Annotated in this window: 21 protein-coding genes and 2 pseudogenes; all 23 read left to right on the top strand. The window is 50.6% G+C overall.

Annotated elements, in window-relative coordinates; genetic code table 11:
• Positions 1–87: 87 nt before the first annotated feature.
• Complete coding sequence (gene rpsU / locus XYCOK13_RS04285; protein WP_213410646.1) at positions 88–261, top strand: 30S ribosomal protein S21; 174 nt, start codon at positions 88–90, stop codon at positions 259–261.
• A 15-nt stretch (positions 262–276) separates the two neighbouring features.
• Positions 277–720, top strand: coding sequence for a GatB/YqeY domain-containing protein (locus XYCOK13_RS04280; protein WP_213410645.1), 444 nt, complete (start codon positions 277–279; stop codon positions 718–720).
• A 206-nt stretch (positions 721–926) separates the two neighbouring features.
• Positions 927–2,279: an NfeD family protein gene (locus XYCOK13_RS04275; protein WP_213410644.1), complete on the top strand. Its 1,353-nt coding sequence runs from the start codon at positions 927–929 to the stop codon at positions 2,277–2,279.
• Between the two features lie 58 nt (positions 2,280–2,337).
• Positions 2,338–3,324 (top strand): flotillin-like protein FloA, encoded by a 987-nt coding sequence (gene floA / locus XYCOK13_RS04270; RefSeq protein ID WP_213410643.1) that lies wholly within the window; start codon positions 2,338–2,340, stop codon positions 3,322–3,324.
• A 2-nt stretch (positions 3,325–3,326) separates the two neighbouring features.
• Complete coding sequence (locus XYCOK13_RS04265) at positions 3,327–3,761, top strand: YqfB family membrane protein (RefSeq protein WP_213410642.1); 435 nt, start codon at positions 3,327–3,329, stop codon at positions 3,759–3,761.
• Between the two features lie 149 nt (positions 3,762–3,910).
• Positions 3,911–5,641 (top strand): sensor histidine kinase, encoded by a 1,731-nt coding sequence (locus XYCOK13_RS04260; protein ID WP_213410641.1) that lies wholly within the window; start codon positions 3,911–3,913, stop codon positions 5,639–5,641.
• A gap of 6 nt (positions 5,642–5,647) precedes the next feature.
• The gene (locus XYCOK13_RS04255; protein ID WP_213410640.1) at positions 5,648–7,261 is read left to right on the top strand and encodes a response regulator transcription factor; all 1,614 of its coding nucleotides are present in this window, start codon (positions 5,648–5,650) and stop codon (positions 7,259–7,261) included.
• Positions 7,262–7,411: 150 nt separating this feature from the next.
• Positions 7,412–8,392, top strand: coding sequence for an ABC transporter permease (locus XYCOK13_RS04250; protein WP_213410639.1), 981 nt, complete (start codon positions 7,412–7,414; stop codon positions 8,390–8,392).
• A gap of 15 nt (positions 8,393–8,407) precedes the next feature.
• Positions 8,408–9,370: a carbohydrate ABC transporter permease gene (locus XYCOK13_RS04245; RefSeq protein ID WP_213410638.1), complete on the top strand. Its 963-nt coding sequence runs from the start codon at positions 8,408–8,410 to the stop codon at positions 9,368–9,370.
• A 111-nt stretch (positions 9,371–9,481) separates the two neighbouring features.
• A complete protein-coding gene (locus tag XYCOK13_RS04240; RefSeq protein WP_213410637.1) occupies positions 9,482–11,014 on the top strand; it encodes an ABC transporter substrate-binding protein in 1,533 nt (510 codons plus the stop codon).
• A gap of 344 nt (positions 11,015–11,358) precedes the next feature.
• Complete coding sequence (locus XYCOK13_RS04235; protein WP_213410636.1) at positions 11,359–12,912, top strand: ABC transporter substrate-binding protein; 1,554 nt, start codon at positions 11,359–11,361, stop codon at positions 12,910–12,912.
• 257 nt (positions 12,913–13,169) lie between these two features.
• Positions 13,170–14,735: an ABC transporter substrate-binding protein gene (locus XYCOK13_RS04230; RefSeq protein WP_213410635.1), complete on the top strand. Its 1,566-nt coding sequence runs from the start codon at positions 13,170–13,172 to the stop codon at positions 14,733–14,735.
• A 271-nt stretch (positions 14,736–15,006) separates the two neighbouring features.
• Positions 15,007–15,288 (top strand): sporulation protein YqfC, encoded by a 282-nt coding sequence (gene yqfC, locus XYCOK13_RS04225; RefSeq protein WP_213410634.1) that lies wholly within the window; start codon positions 15,007–15,009, stop codon positions 15,286–15,288.
• Between the two features lie 23 nt (positions 15,289–15,311).
• Positions 15,312–15,551, top strand: a pseudogene (locus XYCOK13_RS22310) (sporulation protein YqfD); the annotation flags it as partial.
• 46 nt (positions 15,552–15,597) lie between these two features.
• Positions 15,598–16,503, top strand: a complete 906-nt coding sequence (locus XYCOK13_RS04220) for a sporulation protein YqfD (protein WP_244864984.1) — start codon at positions 15,598–15,600, stop codon at positions 16,501–16,503.
• Positions 16,504–16,563: 60 nt separating this feature from the next.
• The gene (locus XYCOK13_RS04215; protein ID WP_213410654.1) at positions 16,564–17,481 is read left to right on the top strand and encodes a PhoH family protein; all 918 of its coding nucleotides are present in this window, start codon (positions 16,564–16,566) and stop codon (positions 17,479–17,481) included.
• A gap of 17 nt (positions 17,482–17,498) precedes the next feature.
• Positions 17,499–19,706, top strand: a complete 2,208-nt coding sequence (locus XYCOK13_RS04210; protein WP_213410633.1) for an HD family phosphohydrolase — start codon at positions 17,499–17,501, stop codon at positions 19,704–19,706.
• 2 nt (positions 19,707–19,708) lie between these two features.
• Entirely contained in the window at positions 19,709–20,221 is a 513-nt protein-coding gene (gene ybeY / locus XYCOK13_RS04205) for an rRNA maturation RNase YbeY (RefSeq protein ID WP_213410632.1), read from the top strand.
• A pseudogene (locus tag XYCOK13_RS22115) lies at positions 20,218–20,544 on the top strand (diacylglycerol kinase family protein); the annotation flags it as partial. The gene ybeY and the pseudogene XYCOK13_RS22115, both read left to right, overlap by 4 nt.
• A gap of 177 nt (positions 20,545–20,721) precedes the next feature.
• A complete protein-coding gene (gene cdd / locus XYCOK13_RS21800; protein WP_244864988.1) occupies positions 20,722–21,144 on the top strand; it encodes a cytidine deaminase in 423 nt (140 codons plus the stop codon).
• On the top strand, positions 21,141–22,040 hold the full coding sequence (gene era, locus XYCOK13_RS04195; protein WP_213410630.1) for a GTPase Era: 900 nt from the start codon (positions 21,141–21,143) through the stop codon (positions 22,038–22,040). The genes cdd and era overlap by 4 nt, the downstream gene beginning before the upstream one ends.
• Positions 22,041–22,142: 102 nt before the next feature.
• The gene (locus XYCOK13_RS04190; protein WP_213410629.1) at positions 22,143–22,283 is read left to right on the top strand and encodes a YqzL family protein; all 141 of its coding nucleotides are present in this window, start codon (positions 22,143–22,145) and stop codon (positions 22,281–22,283) included.
• Between the two features lie 31 nt (positions 22,284–22,314).
• Positions 22,315–23,061: a DNA repair protein RecO gene (recO, locus tag XYCOK13_RS04185; protein WP_213410628.1), complete on the top strand. Its 747-nt coding sequence runs from the start codon at positions 22,315–22,317 to the stop codon at positions 23,059–23,061.
• Positions 23,062–23,189: the final 128 nt, after the last annotated feature.

The raw sequence follows: 23,189 nt of genomic DNA, 5'->3' as shown, positions 1-23,189 counted from the left end.
CGGTTGACACAGCTTTTCTCTATCACATATAATGAAGTTTGTTACACCGTTTCAATTGGACGGTCTGTTCGGAGGGAGGGAAAACTGGTGTCTGAAACAAAAGTTCGCAAAAACGAATCTCTTGACGCTGCGCTTCGCCGCTTTAAGAAAGGTCTCGCGAAGGACGGAGTTCTCGCCGAAATCAAGAAGCGCAAGCATTATGAGAAGCCAAGCGTAAAGCGCAAGAAGAAGTCGGAAGCAGCGCGCAAGAGAAAGTTCTAGGAGGAGTTTCAACTCATGAGCTTGACTGAACGATTGAACAACGATATGAAACAAGCGATGAAGAACCAGGATAAATTCAAACTCTCCGTGATCCGAATGATCCGTTCATCGATCAAGAACATCGAAATCGACCAGCGCAAAGAACTGAGCGAGGAAGAAGTTCTTGATATCATAAATCGTGAGCTCAAACAACGCAAGGATTCCCTCCAGGAATTTCAGAAGGCCGGTCGTGACGATCTGGTCGAGCAATTGCAGAAGGAAATCGAAGTGATTCACGAATACCTTCCCGAGCAGCTGACAGAAGAAGAAGTCAAGGCAATTGTACAACAGACCATCCAGGAAGTCGGTGCTTCTTCTAAAGCCGAAATGGGAAAAGTGATGGGAGCTTTGATGCCGAAGGTCAAAGGACGGGCAGACGGCAAGCTGGTGAATCAAATCGTCCAACAAACTTTAAGTTAAGCAATGTCCCGCCAGGGGCTTGCATGTAAGAGAGACCGGACTGAAGCGGCGGAAGTTGCGCGGGGGCGGTCTCTTTTTATTCCGGCATTCGGCATTTTTTTGAAACATGTTTTTCAATGAAACGTAATACATAGTATCCAAGCGATTAAGCGGCATCGGATAGGGGAAACTGAACATATCGCAATCTGAGTAGAGGAGGTCATGTCATGAGGCTGTTCTCCAGACGATGGGCAATTTGGATGATGGCGGTAACGATAGTGCTTGCGGCATTAAATTGTATTCCTTTATCCGCCTCGGCTGACGAGCAGGTGCCATCGAATGAGCTCATTTATGTCATTCCGGTAAAGCATGGAATTGAAAACGGTTTAGCTCATTTTATTGAGCGTGCGGTGGGGGAAGCGGAAGCGAATAACGCAGCATACATTGTTCTGGATATTGATACGCTCGGCGGGAGGCTGGATTCGGCGCTAGGCATCGGGGAAACGATACGCGGGGCGAATGTGCCGACGGTTGCCTACGTGAACGGCAAGGCTATTTCGGCAGGAAGCTATATCGCGCTGAACGCGGACCAAATTGTGATGGGGCCGGGAAGCACGATCGGTGCGGCAGCAATTGTGGACGGAAACGGCAATCGTGTTGAGGACTCCAAGCTGATCTCAGCGTGGTCGGGCGAAATGCGCGCAGCTGCGGAAATGAACGGTCGCAACGGCGAATATGCGGTGAAGATGGTGGATGACAGCCGGGTTGTGGAAGTGACGGAGCTTGGCATAACGTATGGCGCTGGCGAATTGATCACTTTTACCGCTCAAGAGGCGGAAGCGGCAGGATATGCGGAAGGCATTGCCGGTACTTTGAAAGATGTGCAGGAGTTCCTTGGAGCCGGTCATATGCAGATCATTCAGGTTGAACGTAGTGTGGCGGAGCGAGTTGCAACCTTCTTGACTAATCCGATAGTGATCACCATCCTCATATTGCTCGGTTTGATTGGCATAGGGACGGAATTGTTTACGCCGGGATTCGGCATACCGGGTATTGTCGGCATTGCGGCGTTTGGTCTATATTTCTTTGGTCATATCGTTGCTGGTTTTGCAGGGTCCGAGCATGTGCTGTTATTTGTTGGAGGAGCCGTTCTCCTGCTGTTGGAGATATTTGTCCCAAGTTTCGGCATACTAGGCATATTAGGCGCTCTCAGCTTACTCAGCGGAGTTGTTTTGGCAGCCTACAGCACAGAGCAGGCGCTGATGTCGCTTGGCATCGCTGTGCTAATAGCGATTGTAGTGTTTGCTCTGTTGGGCAAATATCTCGGCAAGCGCGGCGTATGGAATCGATTTGTGCTCCAGGATCAAATGACTCGGGACATTGGGTATCGTTCCGCATTGGACAGGACGCATCTTCTTGATCAGACCGGCATCGCCCTAACATCACTTCGTCCGTCGGGCACGGCGCTTATCGGCGAAGAGCGGGTCGATGTGGTGACAGGCGGTGAATTTATATCCGCGCAAACGGAGATTATTGTAGTCAAAATTGAAGGAAATCGGATCGTTGTACGCGAAAAGTAAGAATAGTCCTACTATGGCCACATAGGCATATTGAAATCACATGAATGAAGGAGGAACTATGGAACCATTTGTTGTTTATTTATTATTTGGTGCGATTATCATTATTGTTCTGTCGGTTTTCTTTAGCTTTGTCCCAGTAATGCTCTGGATCTCGGCTTTGTTCTCGGGAGTCAGAGTCGGCATTGTCACTTTGGTCGCAATGCGGATCAGACGCGTTATTCCAAGTCGTGTGGTCAATCCTATGATCAAAGCGACCAAAGCTGGCTTGGACTTAACGACCAATCAGTTGGAAAGTCACTATTTGGCGGGCGGCAATGTGGACCGTGTTGTCAACGCTCTTATCGCCGCTCAGCGCGCAGATATCGATCTTGTGTTTGAACGGGCTGCGGCAATCGACCTGGCAGGCCGCGACGTGCTGCAAGCCGTACAGATGAGTGTTAACCCGAAGGTTATTGAAACCCCGATCGTCGCCGCGGTTGCGAAGGACGGCATTGAAGTAAAGGTGCGTGCCCGTGTTACCGTTCGCGCCAATATCGAAAGACTGGTCGGCGGTGCAGGTGAAGAGACGATTATTGCCCGCGTAGGGGAAGGTATCGTCACAACCGTAGGTTCGGCGAACAGCCACAAAGAAGTACTGGAAAATCCCGATATGATATCACGCACTGTTCTGGAGAAAGGTTTGGACGCCGGTACGGCATTCGAAATCTTGTCCATTGATATTGCGGATGTTGATGTTGGCCGCAATATTGGTGCGCAGCTGCAAACAGACCAAGCAGAAGCCGATAAGCAAATTGCGCAAGCGAAAGCCGAGGAGCGCAGAGCGATGGCCGTTGCGCAGGAGCAGGAAATGTCAGCGCGCGTCGTAGAGATGAGGGCCAAGGTTGTCGAGGCCGAATCGCAGGTGCCGCAGGCTATGGCTGAGGCGTTGCGCAGCGGCAAGCTCGGCGTTATGGATTACATGAATTTCAAGAATATCGATGCGGATACACAGATGAGGAATTCCTTCGGCAGCCAATCCGGATCCGACTCGCAGAAGGATGAATAAAGATGCTTGACTTCCTGTTCAGCAATCCGCTGTTCATCTTTATCGTGATCGGCTTGATCAGCATGCTGTTCCGGCAGCGAAAAGAAGCCGCGCCGACCCGCCAACGCCGGCCAGGCCAGCAAGGGCCGGTTATTCCGACATTTGGGAATGAGGAGCCGCAGCAAGCAAGAGGATTTGGCAAGCATGAACCAGCCGCGCGCCAAGAGGAGCCTGACTACATGGCTGCACTGGAGGCATTTGAGCAGGCCGATGCAACGAGGTCAAGGAAGCCGGAACCAAAGCCGATGCACCCTTTCCCCCGGGTGGCGGTGCTCCCGAAAGAAGAAAAACGTGGGCAGAAATCGAATCATCGCCAGCCGACGGCGGAGGAAGCGCGACTCGGCATGATGTGGGCCGAGGTGTTTGGCCCGCCGCGGGCAAAGCGGCCTTACAGATAATACAGAGACAGAGGAAGATGGAGAACCGGGATTTCGGTGCTGCCATCTTCCTTTGCTTTGGGGCGCAGTGCGTTTGACGAAAGGTTGCCAAGCATCCATCCGCTCATTACAATGGTAATAACTTTGATTTGAAATAAAGGGGAACCCACATGCTCCAGTCCGTAAAAATCAGAATTTTGGCCGGTTTTTTATTGGTCACGATTCCACTGGCCATTTTTCTGTATTACAGCAACTATTACGCGATCAATATCGTACGCGACCAGATTTCCAAAAATTACAGCAATTTACTCGATTTATATACGAAAAACACCGACAATATTTTGTATCAGACGAATTTATTTTTGTACGGCATGGTAAATGATCAGGATGTCAGTATTATCAATGCCTATGTGTCTGACAGTGATGAATACATGCTGACCAAGCTTCGCATTATCAACAAGCTGAATATATCCATCGGCTATTACGATATGGTCGATTCCATATTTGTCTATCTGCGCAAGAACAATGACCTCATTTTATCCTCCCAGCGAAACGCGTACCAAGAGCGCGAGATTATTTATGACAATATCGATACGCTGCTTGCTTCAGCAGAAGAGCCGCCCTACAAGGAGTGGCGGGTAGTTGCGACGGCTGACGGATACGCGCTTTATAAGATGATCGCAGTGAACGCCAATGTCTTTATAGGCTCGTGGATCAGTGTGGATAATTTGATGGAGCCGCTCGCCAACTGGGAGCTCGGCGAGGACGGCGGCGTCATGCTGTTGTCCGGAGGCGAGTCCATCGGGGGGATTGGAAGCTCGGCGGCGCGCTTTTCCAATATGGATATCAAGGCAGGGGAATCGAATTCAAGCTATCGGATCGTAACAGACCGCGATAATGGCAACGATTATTTGATCGTAGAAGAGCCGTCCTTGATGGCCGATCTGCACTATGCGGTTATCGTAGCGGAAAAAAACATACTGCGAAATCTGCCTTATTTCCAACAGTTTATTTATACAATCCCCTTGGCTGTTGTGATCATCTTGGTGCTGTATTTCGTCTTCTTGCAGCGAACCTTGATCAAGCCATTGTTCGACCTGATTAGGGGCATGCGCCGGATTGGGCAGGGCAGATTTGACGTGCGTCTGCATGAAGGGGGGACAGGGGAATTCAGGTTCCTCAACAGCACCTTCAACGAAATGGTTCGCGAAATCGAGCACTTGAAGATCAATGTCTACGAGGAGAAGCTGAAGGCGCAGCATGCGGAATTCAAGCATCTTCAAGTCCAGATCAATCCGCATTTCTATATGAATACCTTGAACATCATTTATAATCTTGCAGCGCTGAAGGATTTCAAATCCGTGCAGAAGATGTCGCTGCATCTTGCAGATTACTTCCGTTTTATTATTCGCACGAACCGCACGAAGGTGACTCTGGAGGAAGAACTGGAACATATTCAAAACTATTTGGAAATTCAACATTTAAGATACCCGGATCTGTTATTATATGAACTGGATGTTTCGAAGGAGCTGGGAAACTTTCAAATCCCGCCTCTAATCATCCAGCCATTTGTGGAAAATGCGATTATTCACGGATTCCAAAATCGCCGGGAGCCCTTTACGATACACGTGCATGCACGTGCGGACGAGGAAGATCCGGAACACTATATGAAAATAACGATTCAAGACAATGGAAAGGGTTTTCCCGAGGAACTGCTCGGGCAGCTCAATTCGAAGGATTATTTCGAAAAAATCGGCGACGAGCACGTGGGCATTTGGAACGTCTGGAGAAGGCTGCGCATGGATACAGGGGACAAGGCCCTCATCGCGTTCGCTAATGCTGAGCCGCACGGAGCTATCGTGACGATCCGCATTCCCTTGTCAATGGATAGGAAGAGGTGACAGTCGATGTATCGGCTACTGGTAGTGGATGATGAACTGTTTGCAATAAAAGGGATCACGCAGGGGATCGAATGGAGCGATTTGCAAATTGAATCCGTGATGGAAGCGATGGATGTGGACGAGGCGAAGCAGATATTGGGCTCCGAACGAGTCGATGTGCTGATTTCCGATATCGAAATGCCGGGGGAAAATGGTTTGGAGCTGCTGGAATGGCTGCAGACCCATTCGCCGAATACGGAGACCATATTTCTGACAGGCCATGCCAACTTCTCGTATGCGCAACGCGCCATTCATCTTGGAAGTTTTGATTATGTGCTGAAGCCAGTCGATCACGATCAACTGAAGGAGACGGTGCGCAAAGCGCTGGAGTTGATTCGCGAGGAACGGGAACTGCTCGACTTTCACGAGACATACAAGATGTATTATCAGCAATGGACGCAACAGCTGCCGGCGTTGGTCGAGCGATTTTGGCAGGATGTGCTGGCAGGTCGTATGCCGTTGTCGCCGCAGCGCTTGCAAGCTTCTTTGGACATGTATGAAATTCCATTGTCGCTGGATGGCCATATTCTTCCTGTCCTCATTAGTGTGGAGGAGTGGAAAGAAGAGCTTTCCACCAGGGATGAGGAAATTATGGAGTATGCGCTGCGAAAGGCTGCTGCGGAAATTATTCTGCAGGAAGGGCCGGGAGCAGTCATTCAAGATCGCGGGGATTACAACCTGGCATTGATCTATCTGGCGCCGGGAGAAAGTCTGGACCGCACTAGCATCATTGCCCGCTGCAAGGAATATGTGCAGGCATGCAATCGCTATTTCTACTGCTCCCTGTCCTGCTACATCGGAGACGAGGCGCAAATCGGCGGGCTCCAGCAATCGTTGAACCGCTTGCTGGAGATGGAGCGGAGCAACTTGAAACTAATGAACGAAGTGTTCCTGCAGCAAGATGTCAGAGGCTCGGCTGACAGCATGCTGCCCCCGCCTTCCTTCACCGATTGGCTCGTCCTGTTCGAGGCAGGCAAGAAGGACGAGCTGCTGACGAGAATCGAAGAGAAGCTTGACAGCATGCAGAAGGAAGAGGTGGGACAGGAATCGCTGGCCGCTTTCTTTTTTGGATTTATGAATATGGTCTATCTTTTTGCGCACAAAAAAGGCCTCTCCGTTAACGAAATCTTCACCGCGCCGGAAATGATGGATATGGGGGCGGTGACGCGCAGTTACCATCACTTGCGGACCTGGGCGACCCGCGTGGTCAATGCGGCTGTGGAGACGACCGGTTCTAAGTTAAAGGATGTGTCGGCCGTCATTGCCAAGATTCAGCATTATATCCAGACACATCTGAATGAGGAGCTGAATCGGGAGGACCTGGCTGCGCTCGTTTATTTGAACCCTGCGTATGTGTCGCGGCTGTTCAAGAAAGAAACCGGCGTATCGCTGTCTGAGTATATTCAAACCGTCAGAATGGAGCAAGCGAAGCAGCTGCTGGCCGAGTCGAATGACAAGATCAGCTCAGTGGCGGAGGCAGTGGGCTATTCTCACTTTTCCCATTTTGCCAAGCTGTTCAAGAAGATAACGGGCATCACGCCGCAAGAGTACCGCAAGAGGTTCCAAGAATTTGTCGAATAAAGTCGTATGCGCACTTTTGTCATCTTGAACAGTTTTTCTTGTGGACATGTCACAATAGTGTCTAAGTGGTCACCTTGGTAGTAGAGAGAACGTCAAGAAAAAATTATGATGAGTATAGTAAATCGTCGATTTTATGAAAGGGGTGACAGCATGGCAACACAAGATGCGACTGCGACTGCGTCTGCTGCTCTTCAGACGCCGGGGAAAAGACGTTCCACTCCTTTTTTCCGCACTGTCCGCAAGTTCTGGATTTTCTATGTAATGTTGCTGCCTGCGAGCATTGTGCTGATTTTGCACAACTATTTACCAATGTTTGGCGTTATTATCGCCTTCAAGAACGTCAACTACGCTGACGGAATTTGGGGGAGTCCCTGGATCGGGTTCGATAACTTCAAGTATTTGTTCTCGACCAATACAGCCTGGGTGATAACGAGAAATACAATCGCTTATAACGTCGTTTTCATTGCTTTGAACTTGGGGATTGCGATTGCGCTGGCGATTATGTTCCATGAAATGCGCAACAAGGCATGGGCGAAATTCCATCAAAGCACCATGTTTCTTCCTTACTTCCTCTCCTTCGTCGTTGTAGCCTACCTCGGTATGGCTTTCCTTCAAGGGGAGAACGGCTTTATCAACTCCACGATCCTCCCTATGCTCGGCATAGAGAAGATCAACTGGTATTTTGAGCCGAAATATTGGCCATATATTCTGCCAATCGTCAACACTTGGAAAAACATCGGTTATTTTGTCGTCATTTACTTGGCCGCCATCGTCGGCTTTGACAAGGAGTATTATGAAGCGGCACTAATCGACGGAGCAAGCAAATGGCAGCAAACGCTCAAAATTACGATTCCGTTGTTGACACCGGTTATCGTAGTCATGACGATCCTGCAAATTGGCCGTATCTTCTATGCAGACTTCGGCTTGTTCTTCCAGTTTACACGTAACCAAGGGGCGCTTTACGATACGACATTGGTTATCGAAACCTACGTTTATCAGACATTCTTGGCGATGGGCGACATCGGCATGTCCTCGGCTGCCGGTTTGTATCAATCGGTTGTAGGCTTCGTGCTTGTACTCGTGTCGAACCTGATCGTCCGCAAAATTAGCCCGGACAATGCATTGTTCTAGAAGGGAGGGTAATCCATGAGCAGTTCTGCAACTAATCCCACTGTCGGAGTGGATCGGATAAAAAAACCGAAAAGAGAACGCAATCCGAATGAAATCGGGAACACCGCGAACTTTTTAATCAACTTGTTCTTCTGGTTTTACACTGCAGCCTGCGTGCTGCCGCTGTTTCTGGTAATTGCCGTCTCCTTCTCCAACGAAAGAGATGTTGTCGTCAACGGCTACAAGTTTATTCCAGAGACTTTCAGTTTGGACGCATACCGATTCCTGTTTGAGGATTGGACACCTATCGTGAACGCGTACGGCGTCTCGATCTTCGTAACGATCGTAGGTACGATCTTGAGCGTCATCCTGATGTCGCTTTACGCCTACCCGATCTCGCGGGATGATTTCCCGCACAAGAACTTCTTCTCGTTCTTCTGTTTCTTCACGATGCTGTTCAACGGCGGTCTGGTGCCGTTCTATCTCGTATACACACAGACGCTCGGCTTGAAAAACAGCTTGTGGGCATTGATCATGCCGTATCTCGTTGGTGCATTCTGGGTCTTGATTATCCGCACCTTCTTCAAGACGACAATCCCGGTAGCCTTGCTGGAATCGGCCAAAATTGATGGCGCCAGCGAGTTCCGCATCTTCGGTTCGATTGTGCTGCCGCTGTCGCTGCCGGTATTGGCGACCGTCGCCTTGTTCCAAACGCTTGTTTATTGGAATGACTGGTTTATGAGTTTGCTCTTTATAACAAAGGAATCGAACGTATCCGTTCAATTCTTGATGTATAAGACGATGCTGAACATTCAGTTCCTGTCGACGAATACGCAAGCAGCGGCTGGTATTGCGGCTGGCGGCGGCATTCTGCAATTCCCGACAGAAACGGTGCGGATGGCTATGGCTGTTGTCGGTGTAGGACCGATCATCTTCGCCTATCCGTTCTTCCAGCGGTTCTTTATTCAGGGCTTGACTGTAGGTGCCGTAAAGGGCTAATACACATCACAAGTTTCATGGGTGAATCCACATCATACTGGCTATTGCCGGCAATATATATATCAAGCCGGTTAGCAAATACACAGACAACTATCAAAGGGAGGGAACACCATGAAGACATCTAAGAAAAGCATGATTCTCATGCTGGCTCTTGTCTTCGCAATGTCACTCGTCCTCGCGGCGTGTGGCGGCAGCAACAGCAACTCCGGTACAGGAAGCACTGGAGGAGGAAGTGAAAGCAGTGAAGGCGCTGCAGGTTCTGATTTGGCGCCATACGAGTTGAAGATGACTTATCCGGGCGTCAAGCAGAAGGACCATGATAAAGTTATGGCCGAAATCAACAAGTACCTGAAGGAAAAAATCAACGCAACGCTTGATCTTCAACCGATTGAGTGGGGACAATGGGATCAGAAGGTTAACCTGATGATCGCTTCCCGCGAGCCGATGGACATCTACTTTACTGCACAGTGGTCCGGCTATGCGGTGAACGTATCCAAGGGTGCGTTCCTGGATCTTGCAGAACTGCTGGAGACTGAAGCAGGGCAAGGCATCGTTGAAATCTTGGATCCCGCTTACCTGGAAGGCTCCAAGATCAACGGCAAAAACTATGGCGTTCCAACTAACAAGGAAATCGCTGGACAAGGCGGTATCATCTACCGCTCCGATATTGCAGAAGAGCTTGGTTTGGACATGTCCAACATCCAAACACCAGCTGATCTGAAGCCGATTTTGCAAGCTGTAAAAGAAGCAAAGCCGGAAATGATTCCGTTGTTCATGCGCGATGGCGAAACATTCAACGTGCATTACTTTGCGCAGTATGACTTCCTGGGTGATGCCAACATCCCTGGCGTTGTGCTGAAGGATTTGGACGATACTGTAGTCAAGCCGCGCTTTGAATTCGATCGTTATAAAGAGAACCTGGATATCGCTCGCGATTTCTTCCTGGCAGGCTTGATCAACCAGGACGCTACGACGACAACATTGTCTACACAGGATGCAATGCAAGCAGGCAACGTCTTCATGACAATCCAGCCTCTGAAGCCTGGCAAGGCTGAAGAAATGGCTGCTGTAACCAACCTGAGCGGCAAGCTGGCGCAAATTCCTATGACCGATCGTACGATTGCTACATCGGAAACAGCCGGTTCCATGCTGGCGATTTCTTCGACATCCGAAGATCCGGAACGCGCAATGATGTTCATCAACCTGCTGCACACTGATCAATATTTCAACAACTTGTTCAACTTCGGTATTGAAGGGGATCACTTCACTCGTGATGGTGAAATTATCACCCCAACTGAGAACCAGACTGCTTACTCCCCAGGCGGTGCATGGATGTTCGGCAACCAGTTCCTGAACTATGTATGGGACTCCGAAGATCCGCAAAAGTGGGAGCAGTTCAAAGAATTTAACGAAGGCGCGAAAGTATCGCCAGGCCTTGGCTTTACATTCGATGCTGAGCCGGTAAAAACGCAAGTAGCCGCAGCTGTTAACGTTCGTAAAGAATATGATGCTGCATTGGATACAGGCGCTGTAGATCCGGACGAAGTTCTGCCTAAGTATATCGAGAAGCTGAAAGCGGCCGGTCTCGACGATATCATTGCCGAGAAGCAAAGACAATTCGACGAATTCTTGGCTAACAAGTAAACTGAGCACAACTGAACCGCCCTTCCCTTCGTTCATCGAGGGGGAGGGCGGTTTAGCTTGTTCTAAGAAGCGAGACGCTGTTCGGAATTGTAAAAAAATCGCGCAAATGTCATAAAAGTGTTACCTCGCTCATGATTGTGATAGATGGTGTCTTTGAAAGCCACTAATATAGAAGTGAAAGGAAAAAGAAAACGCTTTCTAATATTAGAAAATTACCGCGATTCATTCTGCTGAACGCGCGTTCTTCTTTTCATGCTTATTCGCTGGAGAATGTGACTGGGGCTATTCCCGGTTTTATTGCCGGATAGCATATATATCATATATTCAGGGGAGGTTTTTATCACATGAAGACAACGAGAAAGAACTTGCTAATGCTGGTCTTGGTCTTCGCAATGTCTATGGTGTTGGCGGCTTGCGGCGGCAACAATGAACCTGCAAGCAGCGGGAATGCAGTCGATGCCGGGGGCAGCAACAACGGGGAGTCCGATGCAGCCGGCGGAAGCGAAAACAGCGGTTTGGCCCCGTACGAACTGAAATTTGCATTCCCGGGAACGAAGCAAAAAGATCATGACATGGTTGTGGAAAAAATCAATGAGTACCTGAAGGAAAAAATCAATGCAACAATTGACATTCAGCCAATCGAGTGGGGTCAATGGGACGACAAAGTGAACCTGATGATCGCATCTCGCGAGCCGATGGACATTTATTTCACGGCACAATGGAGCAACTACGCAGTCAATGTCTCTAAAGGCGCATTCATGGATCTTGGCGACTTGCTTGCCAATACAGATGCCGGCAAGGCGATTGTGAACAGCCTGGATTCGGCATTCCTGGAAGGCTCCAAAATCGGCGGCAAGAATTACGGTATTCCGACGAATAAGGAATTGGCTGCATCCGCGGGCGTTGTTTACCGTACAGACATTGCAGAGGAACTTGGATTGGAAATGGACTCGATAAAATCCGTAGAGGATCTTGGTCCGATTCTGCAGAAGGTCAAAGCAGAAAAGCCTGAGATGATCCCGCTCTTCTTCCGGGAAGGGGAGAACTTCAACGTCCATTATTTCGCTGAATTCGACTTCCTGGGCGATGCGGATGTACCGGGCGTCATCTTGAAGGATCAGGATGATACGACAATTAAGCCGCGTTATGAATTTGATCGATATCTCAATAATTTGAAGCTTGCCAGGGAGTTCTTCCAAGCAGGCTACATTAACCAGGATGCAACTACGACTACTCTTTCCGCGCAGGATGCTTTGAAAGCCGGCAATGTATTTATGACCACTGCGTCCCTCAAGCCGGGCAAGGATGCGGAACTTGCCAGCGCGACCGGACTGGTAGGCAAGCTCAAGCAAATCGAATTGACAGGTAAAACGATTGCAACATCCGAAACGGCAGGCTCCATGCTGGCCATCTCAACGACTTCGGATGATCCGGAACGGGCCATGATGTTTATCAGCCTGCTGCATACGGACAAGTATCTGAACAACCTGTTGAACTTCGGTATTGAGGATGTTCATTATTCCCGCGATGGGGAAATCATCACGCCGACTGAAAAAGCGGGCGATTACGCGCTTGGTTCTGCCTGGATGCTCGGCAACCAATTCCTGAACTACGTATGGGATTCTGAGGATCCGCAAAAATGGGAGAAGTTCAGAGAGTTCAACGAAGGCGGCAAGCCATCTCCTGGTCTCGGCTTTACCTTTGACGCTGAGCCGGTCAAAACGCAGGTTGCTGCTTTGGTCAATGTGCGCAAAGAATTTGACGCGGCACTCGATACAGGGGCCGTTGATCCGGATGATGTGCTGCCGAACTACATCAACAAGCTGAAGGCAGCCGGTATCGACGATGTCATTGCCGAGAAGCAAAGACAATTCGACGAGTTTCTTGCAAATAAATAAACTGCAAATGCGGTGATTACACGTTGGGGAGCCTCGGTAAGCAGCAGAGGACTCCCCTATTTATCTAAAAATTTAGAATAATGTCACAAATGGGTTAACTTAGCCATAATCGCGATAGCCGAAAAAACGACTTCAGGTATATTATGGAACAGTATTCGGTCGGGAAAACGCATTCATGAAGAATAACAGCGATGCTCTAGATCCCGCATCCCGGATCATATGAAAAGAATTTTATTATTTATGGGGAGGTTGAAGAAATGAGATCAGCTAAGAAAAGCATGCTGATGCTGCTCGTGCTCGTATTCACGATGTCGCTTGTATTGGCAGCATGCGCAGGCAGCAACAACAGCAACAGCGGGGGGAACACTAGTACAGGCGAAAGCTCGAACAACACCAGCGAAGGGACTGGAGACGGCAACAGTGCCGCCTCAAATTTGGAGCCCTACGAACTGAAGATGGTTTTCCCGGCTACGAAACAAAAAGATCATGACGTAGTAATGGCGAAAATCAACGAGTATCTGAAAGAGAAGATCAATGCGACGATTGACATTCAGCCAATCGAATGGGGACAATGGGATGAAAAAGTCAATTTGATGATCGCCTCCCAAGAGCCGATGGACATTTTCTTCACGGCACAATGGAGCAACTATGCGGTGAATGTGTCGAAGGGCGCATTCTTGGAGCTGGACGATCTGTTGGCGAATACGGAAGCAGGCCAATCGATTGTCAACTCTTTGGACCCGGCATTTATCAACGGATCCAAAATTGACGGCAAAAACTACGGCATTCCGACTAACAAGGAGCTTGCGGCTTCGGCCGGTTATATTTACCGTACGGATATCGCCGAAGAGCTGGGGCTTAACATGGATTCCGTCAAGTCCAATGCTGACCTCGGCCCTATCCTGCAGAAAGTAAAAGAAGCGAAGCCGGAAATGATCCCGCTGTTCTTCCGGGATGGCGAGAACTTCAACGTCCACTATCTCGCTGAATTCGATTACTTGGGCGACGCCAACATTCCTGGCGTGCTGCTGAAGGACGACCCGAACGGTTTGACTGTAAGGCCGCGCCATGAAATTGATCGTTACCTGGAAAACCTGAAGCTGGCCCATGAATACTTCAGAGCTGGATACATCAATCAGGATGCTACAACGACAACTTTGTCCGCTCAGGACGCGATGAAGGCTGGCAACGTCTTTATGATTCCAGCTTCGTTGAAGCCTGGAAAAGACATTGAAACAGAAAGCGCAACGGGACTGATCGGCAAGCTGAGACAAATCGAGGTCACTGGCGCCACGATCGCAACTAGCGAGACGGCAGGCTCCATGCTGGCCATCTCGAGAACGTCTGACAATCCGGAACGTGCTATGATGTTTATCAACCTGCTGCACACAGACAAGTATCTGAACAACCTGTTGAATTTCGGCATTGAGGGCGAGCATTATGCCTTGAACGGCGACAGCATGATGACGCCGACTGAGAAAACGGCTGACTATGCGCTAGGTTCCGCTTGGATGCTGGGCAGCATGTTCCTGAACAATTTGTGGGAGACAGAAGATCCGCAAAAATGGGAGCAGTACAAGGAATTCAACGCAAGCGGCACCGTCTCCCCCGGCCTTGGCTTTACGTTTAATGCAGAGCCAGTCAAAACACAAGTGGCGCAAATTGTAAATGTCCGCAAAGAGTACGATGCGCAGCTGGATACAGGTGCTGTCAACCCGGATGAAGTGCTGCCGCGCTACATTGAGAAGCTGGAAGCTGCAGGCTTGCGGGATATTATCGCCGAGAAACAAAGACAGTTCGACGAGTTCAAGGCGAATCAGTAATACGGAAAGGAACAGGCTGTCCTCTGAACGGAGAACACTGTTCAAAAGAGAGCTAAGCCAATTCAAAAGCGGTTGGGCGGTGTGTTGAACACCAGCCCAGCCGCTTTTTTTCTTTTGCAGGAGGCATGGCAGACGATGCAGACGCAGCAGCCTGTCTCCGCCGCAAAAACTGCCCGTATGCGATTGTCTGAAGCCCGCCCTTTTCCTCATATTTGCCCCCTTTGCCGCATAAGGTGATAGAAGCGATGTCAGACAGGAGGGAGCACGCAGTATGCGCCGTTTACAACGGAGATTGCGACGATTTACCGCTAGTGTTCTCGATTTGCCGCAGGATGTCATCTTTGATCTGCCGCGCGTAACCTTGGTTGGCAATATGCAATTGTATATCGAAAATCATCGGGGCGTTCTGCATTTCTCTTCCTCGCTGCTTCGCTTGCAGCTCAGTGTCGGCAATATGGAGGTCGCGGGTGAAGAACTGGTCATTCGCGCGATATTACCGGAAGAAGTGCTGATTGAAGGAACGATTCATGATATTCGCTATTTGCCTGAATAAAAGGATGAAGATGAGGGGGGCTTATGACAATGCGCAGCGGATCGCTCGAATGGTGGCTGGGATACATACAAATCGCCGTGCGGGGTGACCATATTGAGGAATTGATGAACCGGATGCTGCAGGAGCGGCTCCGGTTTTGGCAGATGGAGAGGAAAGCCGACACGGTGTGCATGTATGTGCGCTTGCCGCATTTCTACCGTCTTAGGCCGCTTTTGAAACAGACAGGCTGTAGGGTGCATGTGACGGAACGCCAGGGCTTTCCGTTTATGCTGGAGCGTCTTTCCTCGCGCAAGGTGTTTATGGGCGGCATTGTTTTTTTTTATTCTCGGATTGTACGTGCTGTCGAACTTGGTCTGGCGCGTAGACATAAGCGGGAACGACAGGCTGAGCAAGGACGAGATCAGGCAAGCTGCTCAAGAAGCCGGCGTGTACCCGCTGCAATGGAAATTCCGCTTGCCCGATCCGGATCAAATTGCTTACGCCTTGACGCGCAAATTGCCGGATGCGACCTGGATCGGAGTTGAAATAAACGGCACGACGGTGCAGATCAAAATTGTGGAATCAACGATTCCCGAAGCACAGCAGCTGAAAAGCCCACGTCACGTGGTTGCCACTCATGATGCCGTGATTACAGACATCCAGGCGGTCCGCGGCGTTCCACAGGTGCGGGTAAACCAAAGGGTGCGCAAAGGGGACATATTGATCTCGGGCATACTTGGCGACGAGGAGCACTCGGAAGTTGTGGTGGCGGAAGGCGATGTCAAAGGATTAGTATGGTATGAATATGACATGGCCGTACCGCTTACGCAAAGGCATCACGTCTATACGGGGAACGTCAGGGAGCGTGATTACCTGCTTTTTGGAACACGCGCCTTGAAAGTGAAGGGGTATGGGGACACAGGCTTCGCCGATCAGGATTTGATCCAGGAGGTACACAAGATCAGATGGCGCAACTGGGAATTGCCCTTTGGCTGGATGAACGAAAAGGTGTTGGAAATTCGCATGGAGGAGACCGCTCTGGAGGTGAAGGAAGCCAAGGAAATCGCCCTCCAGCAGGCACGTGCGGATCTGCTGCTGAAGGCGGGCGAAGATGCGGAAATTCGGGAACAAAATGTTTTGCATGAACGCAGTGAGAGTGGTAAAGTTTATATGAAAGCACATTTTGAAGTGAACCAAACGATCGCTGGAGAACAAGTCATTGTGCAAGGAGAATGAGGCCTTTTGATCGAACAAACAGATCTAGTAAAAATCCCACTTCAGAACACGGCGGAAGGCATGGCATTATTCGGTCCGCAAGATAAATTGCTCAACCTGATTTTGCAGCAGTCCAAAGCGAAGGTCGTTACGAGGGACGCGGAAATTGTCATTCAGGGAACTCCGGAAGAGACGGCCCAGCTTAGACAGCTGTTCCATGTATTGTTGGAGCTTGTGCGCATGGGTTACGAATTGACGGAGCGGGATATCCATTATGCAATGGAATTGGCCAAGTCAGGACAGGCCGAGGAACTGCTCGACTTGTACAAGGGAGATATCGCCACCACCCAGAAGGGGAAAGTGATTCGCGCCAAAACGATCGGCCAGAACCATTATGTGTCGACGATCCGCAAGAAGGATATTGTTTTCGGGATCGGTCCGGCAGGGACAGGCAAGACCTATCTGGCTGTCGTCATGGCGGTAGCTGCGTTGAAGGAAGGGAAGGTGCGGCGCATCGTATTGACACGCCCAGCGGTTGAGGCGGGGGAGAGCCTGGGATTTTTGCCTGGCGATCTGCAGGAGAAGGTCGATCCGTACCTGAGACCGCTGTACGATGCCCTGTACGACATGCTGGGAATGGAGCAGGTCGCGAAATCGATGGAACGCGGTCTGATCGAGGTAGCTCCGCTCGCTTATATGCGCGGCAGAACACTCGACGATTCCTTCATCATTCTGGACGAGGCGCAGAACACTACCCCCGAGCAGATGAAGATGTTTCTTACTCGTCTCGGATTCGGCTCGAAGATGGTGATTACCGGGGACGTGACGCAGATCGATTTGCCACGGGGAAAAACATCCGGACTGATCGAGGCCGAGCGGATACTAAGGTCGGTAGAAGAAATCGGCTTTATCGCATTTTCCGAACAGGATGTTGTGCGTCATTCGCTCGTGCAGAAAATTATCGTGGCCTACAATGAATCTACGCTAAATAAAGGGTAGAGAGAGGACTGACAGATATGGCCCGCAAATTTTGGCAGTGGAAATGGAAATATTCCGGTTGGAAAAACAGCGCCTTCGTGCGCTTTCTTCTGTTTTTCGTGCTGGGCGTTTTCTTTTATGTAACGCTGGCTGGAAATATCATTATTGAAACGTACGATCTGGAAGCGGGGGCTGTCAGCGACCGGACGATTCGCGCCACGAAGGAAATCCCGGATGAGGCCGCGACAGTGAAGGCGCAGGAGCAGGCCGTGCGGCAAGTTGAGGATGTATACACCACGCTCAATCCGGATAGCTTGGAGCTTGCCGATACGATCCTGGCCAAGCTGGAGCAGATTAACGGGGACACGCAGTTCAGCACGAGCGAGAAAGTGGACATCTACAAAGGCTTCTTCGAGCAGATGCATGTAGAAACGCTTGACAAGCTGCTGGACAAAGCCGGTACGAACGAACGGCTCTCAGCGGAAGTGGAGAAACGGCTCAACGAGCAGAAATACCGAATTCCTGAAGAGATCTATTTCAAGTTTCCGCGGCTGTCTTTAAGCGCTATTCAGGAAATGCGAGGCGTTGCGAGAGACATCGTATCCCGGTTGACAACCGACAAGATGAGGGATACTTCTACCGCGAGGGGGAAGGTCCCCGAGCTTGTAAATGCTTCCTCTCTGTCGAGCGCCAATGCAAGGGAGCTGGTTCAGGAGATTATCCGGTTCTCGGTACTGCCGAACCAGTTCTACGATGAGGCGGCAACGCTGAAGGCGCGGGAAGATGCGCGCAACGCTGTCGATCCGATCTTTATACGAGTCGGCGATATTATTGTCAAAGAGAATGAGAGAATTACAGATGAGGCGTATGACAAGCTTGCCCAGATGGGATTGTTGAAGGATCGTGTCAGCTACTGGCCGGAGCTTGGGTTGATCTTGCTGGTGTCGCTGTTTGTCTTCGTCATTTATTTGTTTACTCGCCGAAGCAGGCTGCCTATTAAGCAAAATAACGCACAGCTCTTGATGCTCGCACTTATCTTTGTAATAAATTTACTGCTGATGAAAATTGTTTCGCTTGGACAAGGGCTGGATTACCCGTACATTGGCTACTTGGCACCAGTGGCGCTGGGAAGCATGTTGATCGCGATTTTGCTGGATGATGCGCTTGCATTTCTGTCTTCGGTCTTGTTCAGCATCATGGCCAGTCTTATCTTCAACACACAGCCGGGTCAACTGCTGTTCGATTACCAGTTCGGCTTCGTGGCCCTCACGGTATGCATCGCATCTGTGTTTGCAATCCAGAAAGCGAGTCAGCGCTCTACCATTTTGCGGGCGGGTCTTCTCGTTTCTGTGTTCTCAGCATTGTCGCTGGCCTCGATTATTTTGCTCTCCGGCCAGAGCGAATATGTAATGTCCAGCATCATATTTGCACTGCTGAGCGGGTTGGTTACTGCCGTGCTGGTCATCGGCCTGCTGCCATTTTTCGAAGTATCGTTCGGCATTCTGTCCTCTTTGAAGCTCGTCGAGCTCTCTAGCCCGAACCACCCGCTGCTGCGGAAGCTGCTGACAGAAACGCCGGGTACGTATCATCACAGTGTCATGGTGGGCAACTTGTCGGAAGCTGCAGCCGAAGCAATTGGCGCGAATGGATTGCTGTGCCGGGTCGGCTCCTTCTATCACGATGTAGGCAAGACAAAGCGCCCTAGCTATTTCATCGAAAATCAAGGCAACCGCGAAAACCCGCACGATCACATGGAGCCTGCACTCAGCGCCTCCATCATTCATGCTCACGCGCGGGATGGGGTCGAATTGCTGAAAGAATACAAGCTGCCGAAGCAGCTGCAGGACATTGCCGAACAGCATCACGGTACAACCTTGCTGAAGTTTTTCTACCACAAGGCTGTGAAGCTTGCCGAGCTGGAGGGCGCGGACGCAGCGGAAGTGAAAGAATCCGATTATCGTTACCCGGGGCCGAAAGCGCAGACCAAAGAAGCGGCAGTAGTCGGCATCGCGGACTGTGTGGAAGCAGCGGTTCGATCCTTGCGCAATCCAACAATCGAACAGATTGATATTATGGTGGACAAAATCATCAAGGACAGGCTGGAAGACGATCAATTCAACGAGTGTGATTTGACGATCAAGGAACTGCATACAGTAGGCCGCAGTTTGAAAGAATCATTACTAGGGATTTTCCATTCCCGGATCGAATATCCGGAGCTGCCCAAACCAAACAAAGAAGGCGGATAACTATGACAGTAAAGCTTGAATGGACCAATGAGCAGGAGCAGGTTGCCTTGCCGGGCGGGCTCGGTAAGCTGCTCGATAAGCTGTTGGCGGCTGCAGCCCGACAAGAAGGTTTGGAATCGGGCATCGTCTCGTTGACCTTCATCGACAACGACGCGATCCAGCAACTGAATCGGGATTACCGGGGAATAGACCGGCCGACGGATGTGCTGTCCTTTGCACTAACGGAAATGACAGAGGAAGACATCTCCATCAATTACGATGAGCTGGAGCTCGAAGAAGAAGAAACTGCGCTGGACGAGAGCGATGGCGAGCTGCTCGGAGACATCCTTATTTCTGTTCCGAAAGCACTGGAGCAGAGTGAGGAATATGGGCACTCCTTGGAACGGGAGCTTGGCTTCTTGTTCGTGCACGGGCTGCTGCATCTGCTTGGGTACGACCACGGAAGCGAGCAGGAGGAGAAAGAGATGTTTGCCAAGCAGGAGCACCTTTTACAGCAAGCGGGGCTTTCGCGTTGAAAACCGTCAAATCGTTCGCCCGCAGTTTTCGATGGGCTTTTCACGGTGTCGCCTACGCTTTGTCTACTCAGCGAAACATGCGATTTCACTTTGCGGCGGCCGCTCTGGCCGTCGTTTTTTCACTGATACTGGATATCGGGCCGCTTGAGACCTTGTGGGTGCTATTGGCGATTGTCATGACGATTGCCGCAGAGCTGTGGAACACGACTACGGAAAAGATGGTTGATTTATCCATGCCCCGCCCGCACCCGCTGGCCAAAGCCGCCAAGGATACGGCGGCCGCGGCAGTGCTTGCCGCTGCTGTATTCGCCGTTGCGGTGTGCATCATCGTATTCGGTTCCGCCTTGCTGAACCGAGTCATGGATTCCGGCGCCGCACTCGCAAGCAAATTCGCCTTATATATGGTTCTGGCATTATTGGCGGGCGCTGTCGTGTACGTGCTGTTTGCCCGCGCATACAAGTCGGGATATACTATGAATGATCAGAAGGGAGAGAGTAACATGTCAGCAGGTGAGCTTAAGGCGGAAGAGCTGCTGGAGCATGCGCGAGAGGCCGGCAAGAGAGCGTATGCGCCATATTCAAACTTTTGGGTAGGGGCGGCGCTGTTGGATGTGCACGGCCGGATTCATTACGGCTGCAATGTGGAGAATAGCGCATACGGCCCTACCAATTGTGCAGAACGTACGGCATTATTCCGCGCCATTGCGGATGGAGTGAAGGCCGGAGGTTTTCGCGCCATTGCTGTCATGGGAGAAACAGAGGAACCCATTACTCCCTGCGGGATATGCCGCCAGGTGATGGCTGAGCTATGTCCGCCGGACATGCCCGTTATATTGGGAAATGCAAAGGGGAATATGCGGACAACAACCGTCAGCGAGCTGCTCCCGGGAGCATTTCGCATGACGAAGGAGGATCAGCTATGACAGACCAAGCCTTCAAGTCAGGCTTTGTCACTATTATTGGAAGGCCGAATGTCGGCAAGTCCACTTTCATGAATGAGGTCATTGGCCAGAAGATCGCAATCATGTCGGATAAGCCTCAAACTACGCGCAACAAAATCCAGGGCGTGTACACGACGGAGGATACGCAGATTGTATTTCTCGATACACCCGGCATCCACAAGCCGAAATCCAAGCTGGGGCACAGAATGATGCAGGCCGCAGAGAATGCGCTGCAGGAGGTCGATGCGATACTGTTCGTCATCGACGCTGCTGCCGGTCTCGGAGCCGGCGACCGATTTATAATTGAGCGGCTGTCCGGCATTCGTACCCCGGTGTTTCTCGTAATCAACAAGATCGATCTTGTTCATCCCGAGGATTTGCTTCCGCTTATTCAAACGTACAAAGATCTGTATCCGTTCCAGGAGATCGTTCCGATCTCTGCTTTGCACGGCAACAATGTGCGCACCCTGCTCGATTTGATCAAGCAGTATATGCCGGAGGGACCGCAGTACTATCCGTCTGACCAGATGACCGACCATCCCGAGCAATTCGTGTGCGCCGAGATGATTCGCGAGAAGATCCTCCATCTCACACGCGAGGAAATCCCGCATTCCATTGCTGTTTATATCGAAGACATGCGGCGACAAGACAACGGCGTCGTATACATCGGAGCAGTCATTATGGTCGAGCGGGATTCCCAGAAAGGGATTATTATCGGCAAACAAGGGGCTTTGTTGAAGGAAATCGGCAAGTTGGCCCGGGAAGATATGGAGCGGCTGCTCGGGTCCAAAATCTTCCTAGAACTTTGGGTCAAAGTTAAGAAGGACTGGCGCAATCGCGACAATGTGTTGAATGAATTGGGATTCAAGCTGGAATAACGGCAAATTATACGTGCCACTAATTGCATCGGATACTTTCCGGGGACAGGATCATCCTAATGGTGAAATGCGCGAACATTTTTCCGAAAAGGATGATGATCAATGCGAGATTTCTCTTGGCAGGTTTTCACCATGACAGGAAATGTGGATGCGTACTTGCTATTTAAGGATTTGCATGCCGTTGGCACAGACGAAGAACAGGAAGAAGATGCGGCGGAACTTGTCGCGGAATGGGAAGGCTAGGCAGCAAAGCTGCTGCGGGAGGGGAGACCCGGTGCTCTATCAAGCGGATGGCGTCGTCATACGAACGACGGATTATGGGGAAGGCAACAAAATATTAACCGTCTTCACAAAGACGCACGGCAAGGTCAGCATCATGTCCCGCGGTGCGAAGAAGCCGAAGAGCCGCAATGCTGCGGTCTCGCAATTGTTTACATATGCCGATTTTCACTATTTCAAATCCGGTCAGATGGGGACGCTGAACCAGGCGGAACTGATCAAGTCTTATCGCGCGCTTCGCGAGCAGCTTGCACTCTCCGCCTATGCGGCCTATTTGGCAGAGCTGACTGACAGAGTGCTGGAAGACCGGGACGCTTCCGGCTATTTGTTCGATCAGCTGATCGCTTGCTACGATGCCCTGGAGGATGGCAAGCATCCTCAAATTGTCACTCACCTTTATGAATTGAAGATGATGCAGCAGGGCGGATATGCGCCGGGGTTGGAAAACTGCATGTCCTGCGGATCGCAGGAGCAGCTTCAAGCATTCAGCGCATCTGCGGGCGGGGCGATTTGCCGTTCGTGCATGCGATCCTGCACAGATGCCATCGCACTGCACCCCAAGTCGATCAAGCTGCTATATATGCTGCAGCGCATGGATGGGAGAAGACTCGGGAAGACCGAGGTTTCACCCGAAATTATGGCGGAGATGAAGCAGGCGCTGCGGGCTTTCATCGATACGCATGTCGGCTTGCGATTCAAATCCCGCAGCTTCCTCGACCAGATGGAGAAGTATGGCTTTTAGATTTTGACGGGGAACGATCGTTTTGCTATAATAAATTTTACTGCGAAATGGATAATCGGAATCGATGAAGGAGAAAAGTATCCGAATGCACGGCTGCCAAGCGAATCGGGGACGGTGCAAGCCCGGTC

Origin of the sequence: Xylanibacillus composti (genome assembly GCF_018403685.1) — a bacterium.
In the GTDB taxonomy this organism is placed as follows: Bacteria; Bacillota; Bacilli; order Paenibacillales; family K13; genus Xylanibacillus; species Xylanibacillus composti.
This window is presented reverse-complemented; position numbering and strand designations above follow the sequence as displayed.